This is a genomic window from Bacillus sp. L75 (assembly GCF_003676355.1).
Taxonomy (GTDB): Bacteria; Bacillota; Bacilli; order Bacillales; family Bacillaceae; genus Bacillus; species Bacillus velezensis.
The window spans coordinates 132,106-150,882 of sequence record NZ_ML064908.1; the positions used below are offsets into that span (position 1 = coordinate 132,106).

The window sequence follows — 18,777 nt, forward strand, 5'->3', positions numbered from 1 at the left end:
CATTAATCGATAAATGCCTCATTCAGCCGCAGCAAAAGCCGGCCGAACATTTCTTTTTCATCGCCGGACCAATCGTCAAGCATACGATGATACCGCTCAAGACGCATCTTTTTATCAGCTTTTAACCTCTGTTTGCCAAGCTTCGTAATCGCAAACAGACTGACCCGCCCGTCAGAAGGATCGGAAAAACGCTGGATCAGCTCTTTCGACTCCAAGGCCGCGGCCTGGCGTGACAATGTGGAAATATCCAGCTTAAATGATTCGGCCAATTCCTTCACACGCGCCGGCCCGAATTCATCCAGCTGCCGTAATAACAAATACGCAGCCCTTTCCAGATGTCCGATTTTACGGTCGGAGTTATCAAGATAAACAGCTCTCCTGATAAAAGTGGTGAGCTCATATTCAATTAATTCAATCGGATCTTGTTTTGACAACAGCCTCACTCCTTACATTGACAACAGCAATATTAGTTGTATAATACAAACATATGCACATTTACTCAGAAAACATATAGAAAGATTTTGCATACATATATTTGTATAGTACAAATATATGCGCAAAAAGTAAAGAAACATATCGAAGCATCAAGAAAGGGGGAAGCTGCTCTTCTCCAAAGAACAGCATTGTCGTGAAAGTCATACGCATCATCTTGCAAATCATTATTTTATTCGCATTTTCCTTTATCGGGGGAGCCGTTCAGCAGTTCTTTCACCTGCCCATTCCCGGAAGTATCATCGGTTTGATCCTGCTGATCATATGTTTATCGGTTAAGATCATTCCCGCCAAAATGATTGAAGACGGAGCCGGATTTTTGCTGTCTTTTCTTCCGCTGTTATTCATTCCGGCCATGACGGGCGTCATCAATTACCCGTCACTGTTTTCCGCCAGCGGGGCTGCTCTGTTTCTGGTCATCGTGCTGAGCACCATCGTCACAATGATCGCCGCAGGGTACGCCAGCCAGCTGTTAGAGCACAAAGCCAATCAGAGAAAGGAGAAAAAGAAGTGCAGCAAGCATGTATCGCAATCCTTATAATTTTGTTCACGGCTGCCGCCTATCTGGCTATGGTGAAATTATATGTGCGCTTTCCATATCCCTTTCTCATACCGGTTTTGACGACTACGATTTTCATTATTGCCGTGCTGCTTGTTTTTCATATTTCGTATAAAGACTATATGATCGGCGGACAATGGATCAATTCACTGCTCGGACCCGCCGTGGTGGCTTTGGCATACCCGCTTTATAAGCAGCGCCGGGTGTTAATCAAGTATATGTTTCCGATCATCGGCGGCGTGTTGGCCGGTTTATTCTCCGGAATGGTCAGCGGCCTGCTATTTGCAGAGCTGTTCGGCATCAGCCGGAGTTTGATTTTGTCAATTATCCCAAAATCAATTACGACGCCTGTCGCCATACAGATTGCGTCCGGTATCGGCGGTGTCCCTTCCATGACAGTCGTGTTCGTCATGATCGCAGGGTTTTCCGGCGTTATCTTAGGACCGCTGCTTCTCAAGTGGATCCGCATCCGCAGCTCACTCGGGAAAGGAATTGCATTCGGGAGCGCTTCCCATGCGCTCGGCACCTCAAAAGCAATGGAGTACGGAGAATTAACGGTCTCCATGAGTTCTGTTTCCATGACGCTCTGCGCCGTGTTAGGGTCGGTCTTCGGCCCCGTCGTAGCATGGATGTTTCAAATTTAAAGCTGGCGGTTCTCCGTCAGCTTTTTTCATGTGCGGATCATCTCATTCCCTTCCATTATTATGTTTCATTTGTAAGAATAATGGTAAAGTAGAAAACAAGGAGGGATTTAATGATGACTGGAGCAATTCCGCAAAAGAAACTGCTGGATGGGACAAGCATTCCCGCGTTCGGCTTCGGTACATACGCTCTTAACGGAAACAACGGCGTTCATGCCATTACCAGCGCCATTGATATCGGCTACCGTCTGATTGACACCGCTTATAACTATGAAAATGAAGGGACGGTCGGAGAAGCCATCCGCAGAAGCTCTGTTCCGAGAGAACAGCTATACGTGACGTCCAAGCTGCCCGGACGCTACCATGACTATGACAAAGCTGTACAAACCATACAAGAATCTTTATACCGCGCCGGTCTGGACTACTATGACCTGTATCTCGTCCATTGGCCGAACCCGAAACAAGACCGCTACACGGAAGCATGGCAGGCACTGATTGATGCGAAAAAATGGGGTCTGATCCGATCCATCGGCGTCTGCAATTTCCTGCCTGAGCATATCGAACGGCTCGAACGTGAAACCGGCGTAAAGCCAGGCATCAACCAAATAGAACTGCATCCCGCTTTTAATCAGCAGCAGCAGCGCCAATGGCACGAAGAACAGGGCATCGTGACAGAATCATGGAGTCCGTTATCCCGCGCCGGCGAAGTATTGAACGATCAAAAACTCGGACGGATTGCGGACAAATACGGCAAAACCATTTCTCAAGTCATTTTACGCTGGCATATCCAGCTGGGCGCCATCCCGATTCCAAAATCAGCATCGCCCGAGCGCCAGCTTGAAAACATCTCCGTTTTTGATTTCTCCCTTGATGAAAACGACATGAGCATTATCGACTCGCTTACCCGCCCCGACGGACGCATAAACGGCCAAGACCCGGCGGAGTATGAGGAGTTTTAAGAAAACACATAAAGAAAAGCTGACGGCATCATTTGTCAGCTTTTTTCTCATTTTATATACGCACACCCAGCTCCCGTTTCCATTCAGAAAGCCAATCTGTATCCCCAGATCCGTATTGCCTGCTTTGGCCGACATCACGCAGAGATCCGTTTTTATACTCAATGGACAGCACCAAATCAGGAATGGCATCATACCCCATTCTCGCCAGCTTCGTGAGCGCCTGTCCGTAATGGGCAGCCGCTTCTGCCGCCGTATGTTTCAACAAAGGATCGAGCTGCAGCGCTTCCTTATAGACGTCTAAAAGGTCGCGTCCGTCTTCTGTGACGTACTTTCCGTCCACGATCTGCAAGTCTTTCAGATGATAGCCGGTCACCTCATACATTTCCCGAACGACTTGATATTTCTCATATGTTTCCGGCGTAAACTGCGAGGAGTCATCACTCCGGCTGCGAATGATGTGCGCAAACAGCTCTTTGCTGTTTTCCCCGGAGTTTAAGACAGCTTCAATCTGCTGAGTGAGCTCTTTATCGTCAGTCCCGCTCACTTTTAACAGATAATCAATCGGTGATATCGTAAATGTAAGATTCGCACCCTCCGGAATCTGAATATGATTCCGATGGAAAAGCATCTCAATCTGCTGATTCACCTGCCCGCGCTGAAACACCTTTTCATTTTCGACTTGAATCTCTCCGTTGAGCGTTTCACCCCGAAACGCCGCATCACGGAAATCATAGCTCTGGGCCTTCCCCTTAAACAGCCATTCCGTTTCATTATGATAAGCGGCCTGACGCTCCGATTCTGATAAATCACTTCTGAAATAAGGTGAATCGGCAAGCTGGTATTTATCCTTAATATAATGCAAAGGATCTGGTTTTCGTTTATTGATTTCATTGATACGGCTGTATTTCTCATCAAGAATCTTGCTCGCAATATCACTCTCAGACTCATACGGATTATTAGCGTCTATTACCGTCTCATTCCCATTATCCGTAATCGTTTTCTGATTTGCAGATTGATATAAACGGGACAGGCTGCTCCCTTTCTCAGTGACACCGCTCCTTGAATAATTCACCTGGCTCAGATCGCGGCTCCCGCCTGTCTGAATCAATAAGCTGTCCGATCCTTTTGCCGCATCTTTCACATTTGTTTTGGAAGAATACCGCTGAAGCACTTGCTGAGCCATTACTTGATTTTTTATATATCGAGCGTTTAGGCGCATGTTTTTAACCTCCGCTTGAGATGATGTTCTAGTGTTTTTATCGGCTGTCTTCAAGTAGATTTTAACCTTAAATAACAAATGTTTACATAGCTAATTTTTCTATGTATGATGTAGTCAAAAAGGGGGAATTTTCCATGAAGAAGTATATATCTATACTATTTGTCAGTGCATTCGTATTATCAGGCGCATTGTTTGCATCTTCACCTTCAGCCTCTGCGTCTCAAAAGAACTCGTTACAAATAAGCGCCATTACAGGAAATCATTCATTTGAAACTGCCAATCCGGTAGGCTACTGGAAATATAAAAATATTGATACTGCCATATTGCCAAAAGGGGAAAAAGATTCGTATTTCACTTTCACGGCAAATAAGGGAGAAAGACTTTATGTCAGGAGTTCAACAAGAAGTGAATACAAGGGAATGGACATTGAAATTTATAATAAAAATAAAGTACTGATCAGTAAAAGCACAGAAGTGATAAATCCTGATACGGCGCTACCTTTTATCTATGCGAATACAGATGCGAAAGAAAATAACGAGACGTTCTACGTGAAAGTGTCCCGCGGCTCCTACACTGACGATATGTACTTTACACTCTCTATTTACGACCGAATCAAATCCGGCAGTGAGACCTTCTCATTCAGCGGTACAGCTGAAAATAAAGGGAACACAAGCCTCAGTCCGAATGGATCAGATTCAACTGTTCTTAGACTCGACTTAACCAAACAGACAAGCATTCCAAGAGACGCCACAGTGAAAAGAATCAACACCACCGCAACCCAAACACCAAGCCAAGGAAATACAAGCCACTACATAATGTCGGAAGAAAATAAAGTGTGGCACCGTGCACTTGCAAACAGCTCCACTCAAGGAAATTACGGTATCACACTGGATGATAACCTCTCAGTCTCAAGCATCTGGAATTTTAAATACAACACACTCGCAACAGCAAAATCGACTATGAAAAATGTGAAATTGAAGATTGATTATGAGTACGATGTGACAACGCAGTTTTAATTAGAAGAACAGCCGCCCATTGTGCGGGCGGCTGTCTGCTTGGAGTTAAAGTAAATTTATGAACCCGTGCCATGCCGTATCCTGTTATAACTTGATCAGTTGCTAAAATTCTTTTTTATGATATATAGCTGCGGCAATGAAAAATGAAATGATATATAAGATAACGCCGATCATGAGATATATAATCGGGACATATAAAGAAGGATTTATGTGCAAAAATGACAGCGGTACTTGTTCTGCTGCATACCCAACGACACTTTGCAATCCAAACGTAGCAAAAAGTCCCCCCATTGCTCCTCCAATCACGATAGCATCGGATTTTTCCGGGCCTATCATGTAGAGAAGAGGATAAACGATTGCACCGGCAAAGAGAACGATGAACGTTCCAAAAGAGACAATATTAAATATGCCGTCAATCGGTTCATCAGAACCCAGGCTGTATACAAGGAAAATACCATAAGATATTACAGCTCCGATCACAACAATCAAAAGATAGAAGACATAGTGGCTTTGAACAATATTTGTTCTGCTGACCGGTAAAGTCAGGACATACCTGTCATAGCCAGACTTGCTCTCATACTTTATAACCTCAAGTGCGGGCATGACGACAAACAAAATAATCAGCATAGCAACAAAACGATGCATTGAAGCATCCCCAAAATAAAAAATGACTGCTGATACCAATATGGCCAACCCCGTGTATGCAAAGAAACTCCGATAAACCAAGTAATAGTTAGTCAGTAACAGACCTCTCAATGTTTTCACTCCTCGTTAAAAAGACGCTGATTTCTTCTATGGAAATGGTGTTGGCCGTTACGCCATTCGGCAATTTCTGTTGATCCGATACAAGCACACTCCAATAAGATCCACGATCCCTTTTTGCTAGAACGATATCTTCGTCAAGCTCAGCCAATCGGCCTTCATCAACGTCTATAACGGTATAGCTTTCAAGAACCTTATCTTTCTCTTCATTTAATAAAATTTCGCCATCTTTCATAATAACGATATGGCTGGCTATCTTCTCGACATCAGTCATAATGTGCGATGAAAGTAAAATACCGCCGTTGCTTTTGCTCACAAAGCTTTTTAATTCATTTAACAGATCATCTCTTGAAGAGGGATCAAGCCCTCCCGTTGCTTCATCCAGGAGTAATAATTTTGCATTATGCGACAAAGCAACAGCTACGGATAACTTCATTGACATGCCGCGCGAGAATGTATTCACTTTTTTGTCCATAGGTAAAGAGAAAGAATGAACCAACCGGTAAAAATGATCTTGGTCCCAAGCACCGAATAGTTTCTTAAATACATGATTCAGCTGCTTTATCGTAAGGTGCGCAGGAAGATTCATCGCATCAAATACGACCCCAATATCTTCTTTGAACTTTATATGTTTATCCAGATTCTCTTTACCAAAGATTTTCACTTTACCTCTATCCTGAGAAATTAATCCTAATATCGTTTTAAATGTTGTTGACTTGCCTGCGCCGTTATCACCGATAAAACCGACAATTGATCCGGCAGGCACATTGAATGTAACATCCTTTAAAACAGCTTTATGACCAAAAGATTTGCTGATGTTTCTGATTTCTAAAAGGTTTGACATCATTCCACTCCTATCATTGTCGTCAGGACTTTTTTAAGAATTGAACCGGATTATTGCAAAAATGTTGTGATTTTCATATCTGGTCTAGGTATTCATAATGGATCAGGAGTCGGGAAATACAAAAGGGATTTTAAAGTCTTAAGCATAATATGGAAGTGTAATCGATTGATTACGTTTATATAATGGGATATTCATGATGAAAACTGCTGAGGTGTTTACTTTCCGATGAGGTATACACAAAATGATTTACTAATGATTACATTTATGGATTTTAACCGGAATGCATCTCGTATTATAAAGCAGGTGTTACTCCTTTTCAATATATAAAAGGGGATTTCTTTACAATCGCAAAGAGTATGCATTTCTCATTTCCGCATTAAAAAACCCCTCTGGCTAATAATGTAGCTTTCGAATAAAGTTCAATTAAAAGCATTTTGCAAACGTTGATTTTATAATAGAAGAAACCCACACATTTTGAACAAAGTTTGATCAAAATGCGTGGGTTTGATTTTTGTGTGGAGTTTGGTTTTATAAAAAAGATTGATATAAAATATCAATTTCCCACTATGTATATGGCATTAACTAAATTCAAAGCAATCATTTAGTTAACACTTTGGTTAATTTCTTTTATAAAAGCTGTATAGTCAGATGCTTTTAGGTCACTTAAATTAGTATTGTTCCAATCACTTATATCAGATAAAAATTCACTGACGTTATTTGTGATACTCTTTATTCTTTTTAACTCCTGTAAAGGTTCAATCTTATTTGTATCTTGAGTTATTTTCTGAATCATTTCCGAGTATGCCTTCTCTTTCTCTTCCCAATATGATATATATCCTATCCTTTGCTCAAAAGAATATATATTAGCTGCAATTGTAGTCGGTATCTCTGAAAGTGAAGGTACAAATTCTTTATCAGAATCTTTTAGTATAACTAATAACATTTTCTCTTTATATTCACGCGAACGCATAACTTCAGATATCTCATACATACAATTTACTGATTTTAAATATTGGTCACTAATAATACTAATAACAAAATCGTGTTTCCCAATAGTTTTCATGAAATCTTTAATACTATCTTTAAACTCAATGTTTCGAACATCTCTAGTCAAAGTATACCCCATATTTTTGAAATCATTATCAATTAAATCAGCAAACGCTACATCATTCCAACAATATGAAATAAATATCTTCTGGTTCTTCATCTGTTCAGCCACTCCACTATCACCAATTTTATAAATCGTTTTATTTACTGTTACTAATTCCTCTGCTTTATTAATAGAGATATAATATAGCCTAATGTCTTTTAAAGTAAAGTACTCACTTTTAATATTTATAATACCCTCTATCAAATTTTGAACTCTCTCCAAACCAAATCTAAAGGGAAAATTCTTTATTTCTAATCTTTTTCCATCATCTCGTATTCCAAAGACTATATCTCCACCGTTACTGTTCGAGTATGCAACAATTAATTTTGCTATTTCTTCATGACTCGCAATTGGGTGTATATATGTTGTATTCTGTCTATTATTTGTACTTATTTTGTTTTCAATATCTTTAATTGTTCTAAACACTAAAAAGTACCTCTCTTATAACTTAGTCAATGGAATTTTAGATATACCTGTTGTTTTAAGCAAATCACCTAAAGTAACCATTCGTTGTACTTCTCCATCATCCGTCCATAATTGATAGTTGACATCATCTAAAGCCTCTAATTCTTCATCATAATAAAATATTATTTTTTGATAATCACTTGGACGAATAATGATTCTAAAATCATTTCCGTTATACTTAGCCGGAAATACCGTATCAGAATACTTTTCATTCATCCATTCTTCTAAAGTTGCCGGAAGTGTATAATCTTTAAGTCTGCTTAAATACTTAAAAATATTTTCTGTACTTCTATGTAGTAATTTCTCAACATAGCGTTTCATTTCTTCGGATGAGGTAATAACATGTTTTAATTGATTGATAATATCTTCTTTACTCAGTTCAGAGTTAGTTACAATCTCCATTATTTTATCTCGATTATTAATAATTTCATCTAATTCTTCAAACTTAATGTTATTTTCCTCTATTTTTTCCGCTATTCTATATCTTCTCAGATTTTCTTCTGGAGAAGATAACATCATTCTCTTTGAATATAAATTCCCAAACCATTTTTTTGATTTTTCAGGATTTGATAGGAACCAATTAGTTAATCTATTAAATATTTTTTGGGTAGATTCATTTCTTTCTATCCTGTCAATAGTTTCCTCACTGAGAAGTTTTGATACTTTGAGCTCAATTTGATCAGAGCATATTTCATTAGTCTTAATTTTTTTGGGGTGTTCTTCGAAATAGTGTTCAAATGAAATAATATCTACTTTCAATAACTGTCCTTCAATTTTCTCACCCAATAATGTTAAGATCTGTTTTAATTCTTGATCTATATTTTTATCAAGATAAATACAGGCGAACTGTACAAATTCATTAATTTGATTCGGTACAAATGCCGATTTTACAACTTCATCAATACCTGCATCCTTAATCCAAAGAGAAAAAAATGCATTTAACCACTCTGCATATAGAGTCTTATCATTCAAACAAGCAACTAATTTATCAATATTTGAATCTTCAAAAATATCGTTTATCCAAGAGAATCCAGCATTCTCTCCAAAAACCTCCGCCCAGCCTAAGTAAGTATCTTTAGTTGGTATCGATACTCCGTTATAATTAGATAAAACATCCCAAAGTAAGTCCTTATGTGTGCTTTTTTTTGTTTTTGGTATGCCTATTGCTACGTTACCATTATTATCTTTAAATGCTAATCGTTTCAAATCTTCCAAATGATTATGAATAGGAACAATTGGACTCTTCTCAATATGCTCTTTAATTTCTTTATAGCTATAAGCCTGAATATTTGATGAAGTAGAGGGTTTTAAAATGCAAATATTAAATTCATTTCTTGTCCTTTTACTTTCTGAACAATAATCTATTAATTCCTTGTATAAAGAGACAGCTACCTTTATTAATTCATTATTTACTGGATTGCTATCTCTAATAGCATTTCTGTCCCTTTCTACTTCAAATAATCCTGAATTAACTACTATAGGAAAACTAAATTTTTCAGTTCCTAATAGAGGAAATTCACAAAAGACCCTTGGCATGGCATCAGGAATTGGTAAGAAATATAATTTCTTGTCTTTACGTTCGATAGCACAACCAATAGTTACATTATTTTCATTTAATATTAGCAACTCTTTAATACTATCAGAAACGTTAATTTGAACAGCTTTTAGCTTGTTATTTGAACGTGAAGTTTCTACTTTCTCCTTTTTGTAACAATCACCATTGTATGTAATAGAGTTGATATTCTTATTAAAAGTTAATACATAAGGAATAGTCTCTTTTAAATCTTCTATCCCTTCCTCTACTGCTTCTTTTATGTCATCATCCTGTATTAAATAAACGAATTTTGTATCCTCATACTCTTCTTGTAATTCCTCTTGATTTCTGCTTACAAGATCTAATTGTTCTAGCATAATTTTTGTTTTATTCTTAATATCGCTATAATCATCTCCTGACCTATCAACAATGAACTCAAATTTTGTATACCTACTATCTTCTTGGCTAAACGACCCTTCAATTCGTACAACCTCTGATAATAAATGAGTCGACATAAAACCTGTTCCAAATTTTCCTGTTTTCTTTTCTTCTGAACTTTGCTTAGATGAGATTTGTGTGATTAAATCTAATAAATTTTCATACGAAAATGGCAGTCCATTATGACTAAATATGATTTGATTATTAGAGTAATCAATTTTTATATCTATTTTCTTACCTTTAGGTGTACAGTCTGATGCATTTTGAATTAGTTCCCATATCCATCTACGCCTAATAGTCTTTTTTTCTATTTCTGAAGACTCTCTTATCTTTTTCAATTCATCCCAAATTGTATTAGAACTCGCATCTAAAACTTTATTTAATAAAACCTCTTCATTAGACATAGTAATAATCAAACCTCTTTTTCCCTGTATTTTTCTGAATTCCCGGGTATTAATTTCTTTTTATTTTCGGCATTATAAGATTTGAGGAGCCTTCTATATTATTCATTTAAATATCCTTTACGAATTCTCCAACTCTCTTGATTTAAGTAAAGATGATAATATTACCTAGATCTCGAATGGGTTTAAAACTACTTCAAAAACATTAACTGATATTTCTCAGTATATTGATTTTGTACAACCTTCTAACCAATATTTATTCGTCTCCCTAAGCCTTTATCATAACAATGTGTTCTTTTGTTTTAAGAACTGTATGATGGTTTATTTCTAACTCATCTGCAACCTTTCATTGATAATATAATCTAATGATTATCTTGTATGCTAATTTTATTTTCTAAATATTCAGTTAAATGTTATAATTATTGTTTTATATCAGATAGAAGGCTCCTACTATCTTCCTTATTCAATTTATTATAAACGATGAGCATCCTTTTTGAAGTTAATACTTGAATGTTTAGCTCCAGTTTATGTATTTTTTAGCTCCTATACCTTTTTCAATCAATTTTTCTACTTAGTTTTCTGTTTAGACATGAAAATACCCCTTTAGATGAGTATATCTAAAGGGGTAGAACGGTGCAACTTTTTCCAGGAACAATACAAACTTTGAATTTAAAACAACATACTGTTTTCTTTCCTTGTCAAATCCTTATTCCACAGTCACACTCTTCGCAAGGTTGCGCGGTTTATCAACGTCACAGCCGCGGTGCAGTGCAGCGTAGTAAGCGATCAGCTGCAATGGCACAACAGATACCAGCGGAGCAAGCGCAGGGTTGACTTCCGGCAGGATGAATCTGTCGTCTGCGTCTTCTAAGCCTTTCAGCGAGATGATGCAAGTGTTGGCGCCGCGGGCTGCGACTTCCTTCACGTTTCCGCGGATGCTCAGGTTGACGTGTTCTTGTGTCGCCAGTGCAAAGACCGGTGTTCCTTCTTCAATCAGAGCGATTGTTCCGTGCTTCAGCTCGCCGCCGGCGAAGCCTTCCGCCTGGATGTAAGAAATCTCTTTCAGCTTCAGGGCGCCTTCGACACATACGAAGTAGTCAAGGCCGCGGCCGATGAAGAAAGCATTTCTTGAAACAGTCAGGTACTCACGCGCGATCATTTCCATTTCGTCCTTCTGGTCGCAGAGGGCTTCCATGGCGTTTGCCGCAATACCTAATTCTTTGACTAAATCAAAACCGATATCAACACCGTTGCGTTCTGCTGCAACGGACGCAAGGATCGCAAGCACGGCAATCTGAGCCGTATACGCTTTTGTTGATGCAACCGCGATCTCAGGGCCTGCGTGCAGAAGCAATGTGTAATCCGCTTCACGGGAAAGCGTTGATCCCGGAACGTTTGTGATCGTCAGCGCTTTGTGACCCAGCGCTTTGACTTGAACAAGCACGGCGCGGCTGTCCGCTGTTTCTCCGCTTTGAGAAAGGAAGATAAAGAGCGGCTTCTTAGACAGAAGCGGCATGTTGTAGGAGAATTCACTCGCTACATGCACTTCAACCGGGACGTTTGCCCACATTTCAATATATTGTTTCCCGACAAGACCGGCATGGTAGCTCGTTCCGCAAGCCACGATATAAATACGGTCCGCTTCCGCCACGGCGTCAGCGACATCGCCGGCCACGGCCAGTCTGCCATTTTCGTCTTGATACGTTTGGATGATTTTGCGCATAACAAGCGGCTGCTCATCCGTTTCTTTTAACATGTAGTGAGGGTATGTGCCTTTTTCGATATCACTGGCGTCAAGCTCAGCGATATAAGACGCACGTGTCATGACTTCACCGTCAAGGTTTTTAATCACGGCTTCGTCTTTTGTCACGATCACCATTTCTTTGTCCAAAAGCTCAACGTATTCATTCGTTACTTGAAGCATAGCCATCGCGTCAGATGCCACGACGTTAAACGTATCTCCAAGGCCGATTAACAGAGGGCTTTTGTTTTTTGCAACGTAAATGGTGTCTGTGTTTTCACCGTCAAATAATGCAATTGCGTAAGAGCCTTTTAACAGAGTCAGTGTTTTGCGGAACGCTTCTTCTGTGCTAAGTCCTCCCGCCACAAATTGCTCGATCATTTGAACGACTACTTCAGTGTCCGTGTCGCTTTTCAGTTCAACGTTTTCAAGATATTCGCGCTTCAGCTGAACATAGTTCTCGATCACACCGTTGTGAACAAGTGTAAAGCGGCCGAGTGCGCTTTGATGCGGGTGAGCGTTCAGGAAGCTTGGTTCGCCGTGAGTCGCCCAGCGTGTATGGCCGATTCCCGCTTGAGATTCAACCGTGTGATCCACCACTTCACGAAGGTCGGCGATGCGGCCTTTTTCTTTGTACACATGCACGCCCTGCTCATTCGCCACAGCGATACCGGCAGAGTCATAACCGCGGTACTCAAGCTTCTCTAATCCTTTTAACAAAATCTCTTTCGCATCAAGCTGACCGATATAACCTACAATTCCACACATTTTTTCTTCCTCCTAAAGGTGCAAAAGGAGACGAAGAAAGTCAAATTACAAGGGGACTTTCAATCGTCCCCTCCCACATGTTTTTTTGGAAGATCATGTGATTTCTCTTTGTTCGGAGAGTCGCCCCTCCGGTTTGAAGAAATCCTTACGGCTGTGATCTAAATGAATCAGCCGGGAGGCATCCGCCGAAAATTCGATAACCTCCATCCTCGTCAACTAAGCCGTTTTTCGGGCGCTTAGTTCGGGCGCTGTAATTATAAAAGATGCAAACAATCCCGCCTTTCCTGCAAGTGAAAAACAAAGGCTGAACAAGCTTGATTTTACAGCATGTGCCAAGGACGGTCAATTATTTTTTGCCGCCCCGGCATCATGTTTACTATCATATTATGCTGATCGCACTTGTCTTGTTCGCTCTCTGCTTATAAACTTCGCTACTCCGCTCCCATTTCTGTCCGCACGACATCCACGATTTTTGTGACATATTCGTCACAAAGCTCTTTTGTTCTCGCTTCGGCCATCACGCGGACGAGCGGTTCGGTGCCTGACGGGCGCACTAAAATCCGGCCGTCTCCGTTCATTTCTTTTTCCACTTCAGAAATAACGGCCTTCACCTTAGCGTTTTCTTCTACCTTATATTTATCCGTCACTTTCACGTTCACTAAGAGCTGCGGGAATTTTTTCATTTCATCCGCAAGTTCTGAAAGGGTTTTGCCGGACGCCTTCAGCGTATTCACAAGCATGATCGCGGACAAAAGACCGTCGCCGGTAGTGTTGTAATCAAGGAAAATAAGGTGCCCTGACTGCTCGCCGCCGACATTATAGCCGTCTTTTTTCATCGCTTCTACGACATAGCGGTCGCCGACTGCCGTTTGAACGCTTTTGATTTCTTCTTTTTCAAGCGCTTTGTAGAAACCGAGGTTGCTCATCACAGTCGATACGACGGTATCATCCTTCAGACGGCCCTCTGATTTCAAATACTTCGCGCATATGTACATAATCTGATCACCGTCGACGATGTTTCCTTTTTCATCAACAGCAATGAGGCGGTCGCCGTCTCCGTCAAACGCAAGGCCGATATCGGCGTTTTTTTCTTTGACGAAAGCACTCAGCGCTTCCGGGTGTGTAGAACCGACGCCATCATTAATGTTTAATCCGTTCGGAGACGTCCCCATTGTAGATACGTCAGCATCGAGATCGGCAAAAAGGTGCGTCGCAATGGATGATGTCGCACCATGGGCGCAGTCAAGCGCTACATGAATGCCTGTGAAATCTTCGTCCGCCGTCTGCTTTAAAAATTGCAGATACTTTTGAACGCCTTCAAAATAATCGTTTACAAGCCCGAGGTCCGCGCCTGTCGGTCTCGGCAGCTTATCTTCCGGTTCATCCATGAGACGTTCAATCTCGGCCTCCTGCTCATCAGAAAGCTTAAAGCCGTCCCCTCCGAAAAATTTAATTCCGTTATCCTGTACGGGGTTGTGAGAAGCGGAGATCATGACGCCCGCCTCAGCATCCATGGCTTTCGTTAAATAGGATACCCCCGGCGTAGAAATAACGCCGAGGCGCATCACTTCAGCTCCGATCGATAAAAGTCCGGCGACAAGGGCTCCCTCCAGCATATGTCCGGAGATACGTGTATCACGGCCGATCAGCACTTTCGGGCGCTGCTTATCTTTGGTCAGGACATAACCGCCAAAACGCCCAACTTTAAAGGCCAGCTCTGGCGTAAGCTCGCTGTTGGCAACACCTCTTACACCATCTGTTCCAAAATACTTGCCCATTTTGTATCGCTCCTTTTTCATTCTGTTGAAGAAGAATCAGCGCTTGATCCGTCTTCATCCTGGTCTTGATTTTGATCCTGGTTTTGACTTTTATTCTGATCGCTGTCAGTGTCGTCTTCCCGGTTCTTGTTCTTGTCTTTGTCTGCGTCTCCGCTTGTGCCGTTCTTATTGCCGGAATCAGCGGAGCCGCCGTCATTTTTATTTGAACTTGTGTTTTTCTTAGAAGTCAGCTTGATCTTAACCGTGTCTTTTGACAGGGACCATGTGACGTTTTGCGGGCCGTTTACTTCAAGCTTTACAGAGTGCTCTCCGTCATCCAAGTCCGAGACATTGGCATACAGTTCAATGTCCGACTTTTTCAGCGCCTTAATGTTGGCGGGAGAGCCTTTGGCCGTAATATTTATCGCCTGCGATTCAGGATCGAGAAACTCAATCTGCTGTGAGCCTCCCAGTCCGACCGTCTTGATTCCGACATTGTCAAAATCCTTTTTGTCTTCACTGTCCACTTTAACATGAAGCGTGATTTTTTCCGGTGATACCTTAGTGACACCCTTAGGAAGCGGGATATCGGCATTGATATCGGTATCTTTATCAATTTTGCCTAAATCAAGAGATACGCCGTCAATAAATTCAAGTGAATCCAGCACATCCTGCGGGCCGTAAACCGTCACCTCACTCGGATTCGAGTCAATGCTCGCAACGCTCACCCCGTCCGGAAGACTTCCCTTCCTTTCGATTTTGAAAGGAAGCTTTTTGCTCGGACTGGCTACGGGAACCGTCACTTTAATGACTGACGGTTCAACATCAACAGGAAGTGCGTTGCCGTCTTTGTCATAGACGGTCACCTTCACTTCCTTTTCAATGGTCTCATTTGCATTTTCTAGGTTCACGGATGCTTTGACAAGTGAAATGTTATCAATCACATTTTTCGAACCTGTAATCTGCACGTTTTTCGGGCTGATAATCGGCTGCTGAGGGGTGTATCCCTTTTTCATTTTGCTTTTATTGTAGTATTCAACTTCCACGGGAAAACTCTCAGCCGTTTTTTCCTGAATCGTAACCGTCGTGACTGACGGGTTAATGGAGATCGTCAGTCCGTCCGATACGTTTTTCGCCTTCAATTCGACCTTATGAGTCCCGGTCTTCAGCTTATTCATATCGGCGTATATCTCAAAATTCTTTGTCTGTCTCGCCTTTTTCACCGCGCTTGTCGAGCCTTTAATCGTGACATTTACGGTCTGGGGCACGCCGGTGACGACATAGTTCGCTTCATCATAGTATGCTTTTACAGGAATATCAGTAAGCGTAGCCTCGTCAGTCGTTGATGTCGGAAAAAAGGATTCCCCCGGCTTTTTCGGAGTCGGCGCCTGGTTGTTGTTAACCGCAACGTAAAGCAGCAGCGCAAAGAGCAATGCAATGATCTTTACAGCCCAGCGGTTGTTTAAGAATTTATCCATTTTTCTTGCCCCTCCAGTACCAGCGGTTAGAAGAAGTATCTCTGGCGTTTTTCTTAAACTCGGCTTCAAGCATTTCTTTCAGTGCTTCTTCCGTCAATTCTCTGTGAAGGTCTCCGTTTTTGGCCACACTGATGGCGCCCGTCTCTTCAGATACAATAATGGTTAAGCTGTCCGTCACTTCACTGATGCCGACAGCCGCTCTGTGACGCGTCCCCAGCTCCTTTGAAATAAACGGGCTTTCAGAAAGCGGCAGATAACAGGCAGCCGCCGCAATCTCGTTATTTTTCATAATGACCGCTCCATCATGCAGCGGTGTATTCGGGATGAAGATATTAATCAAAAGCTCCGAGCTGACCTGTGCATTAAGCGGGATGCCCGTCTCAATATAATCGCCCATTCCCGTATCGCGCTCAATCGCGATGAGTGCGCCGATGCGGCGTTTCGCCATGTAGCTGATCGATTTTGTAATCGCTTCAATTGTCTTATGCTGCGCTTCCTCCACGGGGGTTCCGCTCCTGGAAAAGAACCGGCCCCGTCCGAGCTGTTCAAGCGCCCGTCTCAGCTCAGGCTGGAATATAATGATGATCGCTAAAAATCCCCATGTTATCGCTTGGTCCATCAGCCACTGAAGCGTGCTGAGTCCCAAATATGAACTGGCCATCCGGACCAATACGATGACGACGATTCCTTTTAAAAGCTGAACCGCCTTCGTCCCGCGTATGACCATGATTAATTTATATATCACATACCAAACAAGGAGAATATCAACGGCATTGCCGAGGTATTGCAAAAATGGGATGTCCTCAAAAGCCATTTCCTCGTCCTCCAAGAATTCAGTCATTTCGTTTTTCTGTTATGAATTGTGCTGCATGAGCAATATGTACATCATATAGCGTGCTCATTATACCACATTTTGATTTCTCAAGTGAAATGAGCCAGAGCGGCGATGCACAAAAAAAGAGTAAAGCGATTATACGCTTTACTCATCTTCACTCGGGTCCAAAGCGCTCACGACGCCCTGGCCCGCCGATTTCAGTTCGTACCAGACCCAGTCAAACAATTGGTTAATCTCTTCAATCTGCCCGGTGACTTGTCCGGCTGAGGCCATGTATTTTTCTCCGTTGACGACGGTCACATTGCCGTCGACTTTTCCTTCAATGAACAGCTTGCCGTTTTTTACTGTGACATCGCCCTTTACGGTCTCGCCTTCAGGGACGGTGACCGTGTGATTCTGCACGACAAGGTTCGGCTGTTTGGACACACTGAAATTGTGGTCATTATGCCAGCTGTTGAAAAAACCGCCGCCCATTAAAATCACAAAAACCGCTGCGGCTGCAATCATCGGATGAGTTTTGATCCATCGTTTTACAGAAGCGCGTTTTTTCTCTTTTGGAAGATTCGCCATAACTTTGGCAGTAAAATCAGCAGGGGCCGTGACATGCGATGTGCTTCGGACGAGTGCTACGGATTTCTCCATTTCATGAAAATGCCGTTTGCAATTCCCGCATGACTGCAAATGTTGTTTTAATACGTTTTCATCTTCAGGAAGGATATCTCCATCAAGATGCTTATGCATAAGCTGCACAATCTGTTCAGGACAGCTCATTTCATCACCCCACTTAAAGATCCCTCAATTGTTTTCTAAGAGCCTCTCTGCCTCTGTGTATCCTTGTCTTGACGGTGCCGACAGGGATATTCAGAATCTCCCCGATTTCAATTAAAGAGAGTTCGTCAATATACTTTAATACAATAACCGTTCTGTACTTGTCAGGCAGCTTTAAAATCTTTTTCTGAATTGTGTCCGACAGCTCCAATGACAATACGGCGTCTTCAGGGAGAACCCCGTCCGCGGCGATCTGCGAATACATCGTCAGCCCTTCTGCTCCCGCTACTTCTGCGTCCAGATAGTAATCAGGCTTTTTCTTGCGGATGCGGTCAATGGTCAGGTTGGTCGCAATTCTGTAAAGCCACGTTGAAAACTTTCTGTTGATATCGAAACTGTCGATATTGACATACGCTCTGATAAAAGCTTCCTGCGCAATATCTTCCGCTTCGTGAACATTGCCGAGCATGCGGTAGCAAAGCTGGTAAATCTTATCTTTATAAAGGTCAACGATTTCTGCAAACGCATTTTGATCGCCTTTTTTGACTTGCTTGATTCTTTTTTTAATCAGGTTTTCCATGTTTTATCTTACCTCTGCCCTTCACCGGTCTGTATCTATACGTTGATTGTTTTAAAAGGTTTCATTTTTTTTATTACATTTATTTTACCAAATTTCAGGCAGGGTGTAGATGGAAAATACAGAATATACTGCCTTAACAGCAGCTTAAAAATAGTATATCTGATGAACAATCAGAAATCGAAACAAAATGCTGATAAAAAAAGACACCTTTATGCAAAAGGTGTCTGAGACTGGGCTAGCTGGATTCGAACCAACGCATGACGGAGTCAAAGTCCGTTGCCTTACCGCTTGGCTATAGCCCAAAAATGGTGGAGGGGGGCAGATTCGAACTGCCGAACCCTGAGGGAGCGGATTTACAGTCCGCCGCGTT

General features: G+C 41.8%; 16 protein-coding genes and 1 tRNA gene. 4 read left to right on the forward strand and 13 right to left on the reverse strand.

The genetic code is table 11. The features are described from left to right. Positions 1-2 precede the first annotated feature (2 nt). Positions 3-434: a MarR family winged helix-turn-helix transcriptional regulator gene (locus tag D5S11_RS14095; protein WP_003156749.1), complete on the reverse strand. Its 432-nt coding sequence runs from the start codon at positions 432-434 to the stop codon at positions 3-5. Positions 435-628: 194 nt separating this feature from the next. Between D5S11_RS14095 and D5S11_RS14100 the strand changes: the two genes are divergently transcribed. The 3 genes from D5S11_RS14100 (at position 629) to D5S11_RS14110 (ending at position 2,651) form a co-directional block, all read left to right on the forward strand. Beyond that, positions 629-1,033, forward strand: coding sequence for a CidA/LrgA family holin-like protein (locus D5S11_RS14100; protein WP_032867259.1), 405 nt, complete (start codon positions 629-631; stop codon positions 1,031-1,033). Beyond that, complete coding sequence (locus tag D5S11_RS14105) at positions 1,003-1,695, forward strand: LrgB family protein (protein ID WP_007408978.1); 693 nt, start codon at positions 1,003-1,005, stop codon at positions 1,693-1,695. Before D5S11_RS14100 ends, D5S11_RS14105 begins: the two co-directional genes overlap by 31 nt. A 110-nt stretch (positions 1,696-1,805) precedes the next feature. Then, a complete protein-coding gene (locus D5S11_RS14110; RefSeq protein WP_079978549.1) occupies positions 1,806-2,651 on the forward strand; it encodes an aldo/keto reductase in 846 nt (281 codons plus the stop codon). 52 nt (positions 2,652-2,703) lie between these two features. Here D5S11_RS14110 and D5S11_RS14115 read toward each other — a convergent pair whose 3' ends face one another. Continuing rightward, positions 2,704-3,870 carry a DUF4885 family protein gene (locus tag D5S11_RS14115; RefSeq protein ID WP_047935142.1) on the reverse strand — a complete coding sequence of 389 codons (1,167 nt, stop codon included), beginning with the start codon at positions 3,868-3,870 and terminating at the stop codon, positions 2,704-2,706. Between the two features lie 134 nt (positions 3,871-4,004). Here D5S11_RS14115 and D5S11_RS14120 point away from each other — a divergent pair, with 134 nt between their 5' ends. Beyond that, a complete protein-coding gene (locus tag D5S11_RS14120) occupies positions 4,005-4,886 on the forward strand; it encodes a hypothetical protein (RefSeq protein ID WP_047935141.1) in 882 nt (293 codons plus the stop codon). Positions 4,887-4,988: 102 nt separating this feature from the next. Here the strand turns inward: D5S11_RS14120 and D5S11_RS14125 are convergent, their stop codons facing one another. From D5S11_RS14125 to D5S11_RS14175, 11 genes are all read right to left on the reverse strand, one after another. After that, positions 4,989-5,642 (reverse strand): ABC-2 transporter permease, encoded by a 654-nt coding sequence (locus D5S11_RS14125; RefSeq protein ID WP_047935140.1) that lies wholly within the window; start codon positions 5,640-5,642, stop codon positions 4,989-4,991. After that, positions 5,620-6,492 (reverse strand): ABC transporter ATP-binding protein, encoded by an 873-nt coding sequence (locus D5S11_RS14130; RefSeq protein ID WP_094032873.1) that lies wholly within the window; start codon positions 6,490-6,492, stop codon positions 5,620-5,622. Before D5S11_RS14130 ends, D5S11_RS14125 begins: the two co-directional genes overlap by 23 nt. A gap of 601 nt (positions 6,493-7,093) precedes the next feature. After that, positions 7,094-8,068: a TIR domain-containing protein gene (locus D5S11_RS14135; RefSeq protein WP_025650151.1), complete on the reverse strand. Its 975-nt coding sequence runs from the start codon at positions 8,066-8,068 to the stop codon at positions 7,094-7,096. A gap of 15 nt (positions 8,069-8,083) precedes the next feature. Continuing rightward, the gene (locus tag D5S11_RS14140) at positions 8,084-10,495 is read right to left on the reverse strand and encodes an ATP-binding protein (RefSeq protein ID WP_128424632.1); all 2,412 of its coding nucleotides are present in this window, start codon (positions 10,493-10,495) and stop codon (positions 8,084-8,086) included. Between the two features lie 691 nt (positions 10,496-11,186). Then, a complete protein-coding gene (gene glmS / locus D5S11_RS14145; protein WP_003156758.1) occupies positions 11,187-12,989 on the reverse strand; it encodes a glutamine--fructose-6-phosphate transaminase (isomerizing) in 1,803 nt (600 codons plus the stop codon). A 431-nt stretch (positions 12,990-13,420) separates the two neighbouring features. Then, positions 13,421-14,767: a phosphoglucosamine mutase gene (glmM, locus tag D5S11_RS14150; protein WP_007408011.1), complete on the reverse strand. Its 1,347-nt coding sequence runs from the start codon at positions 14,765-14,767 to the stop codon at positions 13,421-13,423. A 17-nt stretch (positions 14,768-14,784) separates the two neighbouring features. Then, the gene (locus D5S11_RS14155) at positions 14,785-16,224 is read right to left on the reverse strand and encodes a CdaA regulatory protein CdaR (RefSeq protein WP_015239058.1); all 1,440 of its coding nucleotides are present in this window, start codon (positions 16,222-16,224) and stop codon (positions 14,785-14,787) included. After that, complete coding sequence (gene cdaA, locus D5S11_RS14160; RefSeq protein ID WP_003156763.1) at positions 16,217-17,038, reverse strand: diadenylate cyclase CdaA; 822 nt, start codon at positions 17,036-17,038, stop codon at positions 16,217-16,219. The genes D5S11_RS14155 and cdaA overlap by 8 nt, the downstream gene beginning before the upstream one ends. 165 nt (positions 17,039-17,203) lie before the next feature. Further along, positions 17,204-17,830 (reverse strand): anti-sigma-W factor RsiW, encoded by a 627-nt coding sequence (gene rsiW, locus D5S11_RS14165; RefSeq protein ID WP_011996220.1) that lies wholly within the window; start codon positions 17,828-17,830, stop codon positions 17,204-17,206. A 13-nt stretch (positions 17,831-17,843) separates the two neighbouring features. Further along, the gene (sigW, locus tag D5S11_RS14170) at positions 17,844-18,407 is read right to left on the reverse strand and encodes an RNA polymerase sigma factor SigW (protein ID WP_003156766.1); all 564 of its coding nucleotides are present in this window, start codon (positions 18,405-18,407) and stop codon (positions 17,844-17,846) included. A gap of 230 nt (positions 18,408-18,637) precedes the next feature. Next, positions 18,638-18,709 (reverse strand) — tRNA-Gln (locus D5S11_RS14175). Positions 18,710-18,777: the final 68 nt, after the last annotated feature.

Bases quoted from the DNA above. Each gene is read 5' to 3' on its own strand.
- D5S11_RS14110 (WP_079978549.1), top strand. From the start codon at position 1,806: ATGATGACTGGAGCAATTCCGCAAAAGAAACTGCTGGATGGGACAAGC.
- D5S11_RS14115 (WP_047935142.1), bottom strand. From the start codon at position 3,870: ATGCGCCTAAACGCTCGATATATAAAAAATCAAGTAATGGCTCAGCAA.
- D5S11_RS14120 (WP_047935141.1), top strand. From the start codon at position 4,005: ATGAAGAAGTATATATCTATACTATTTGTCAGTGCATTCGTATTATCA.
- D5S11_RS14130 (WP_094032873.1), bottom strand. From the start codon at position 6,492: ATGTCAAACCTTTTAGAAATCAGAAACATCAGCAAATCTTTTGGTCAT.
- glmS (WP_003156758.1), bottom strand. From the start codon at position 12,989: ATGTGTGGAATTGTAGGTTATATCGGTCAGCTTGATGCGAAAGAGATT.
- glmM (WP_007408011.1), bottom strand. From the start codon at position 14,767: ATGGGCAAGTATTTTGGAACAGATGGTGTAAGAGGTGTTGCCAACAGC.
- D5S11_RS14155 (WP_015239058.1), bottom strand. From the start codon at position 16,224: ATGGATAAATTCTTAAACAACCGCTGGGCTGTAAAGATCATTGCATTG.
- cdaA (WP_003156763.1), bottom strand. From the start codon at position 17,038: ATGGCTTTTGAGGACATCCCATTTTTGCAATACCTCGGCAATGCCGTT.
- rsiW (WP_011996220.1), bottom strand. From the start codon at position 17,830: ATGAGCTGTCCTGAACAGATTGTGCAGCTTATGCATAAGCATCTTGAT.
- sigW (WP_003156766.1), bottom strand. From the start codon at position 18,407: ATGGAAAACCTGATTAAAAAAAGAATCAAGCAAGTCAAAAAAGGCGAT.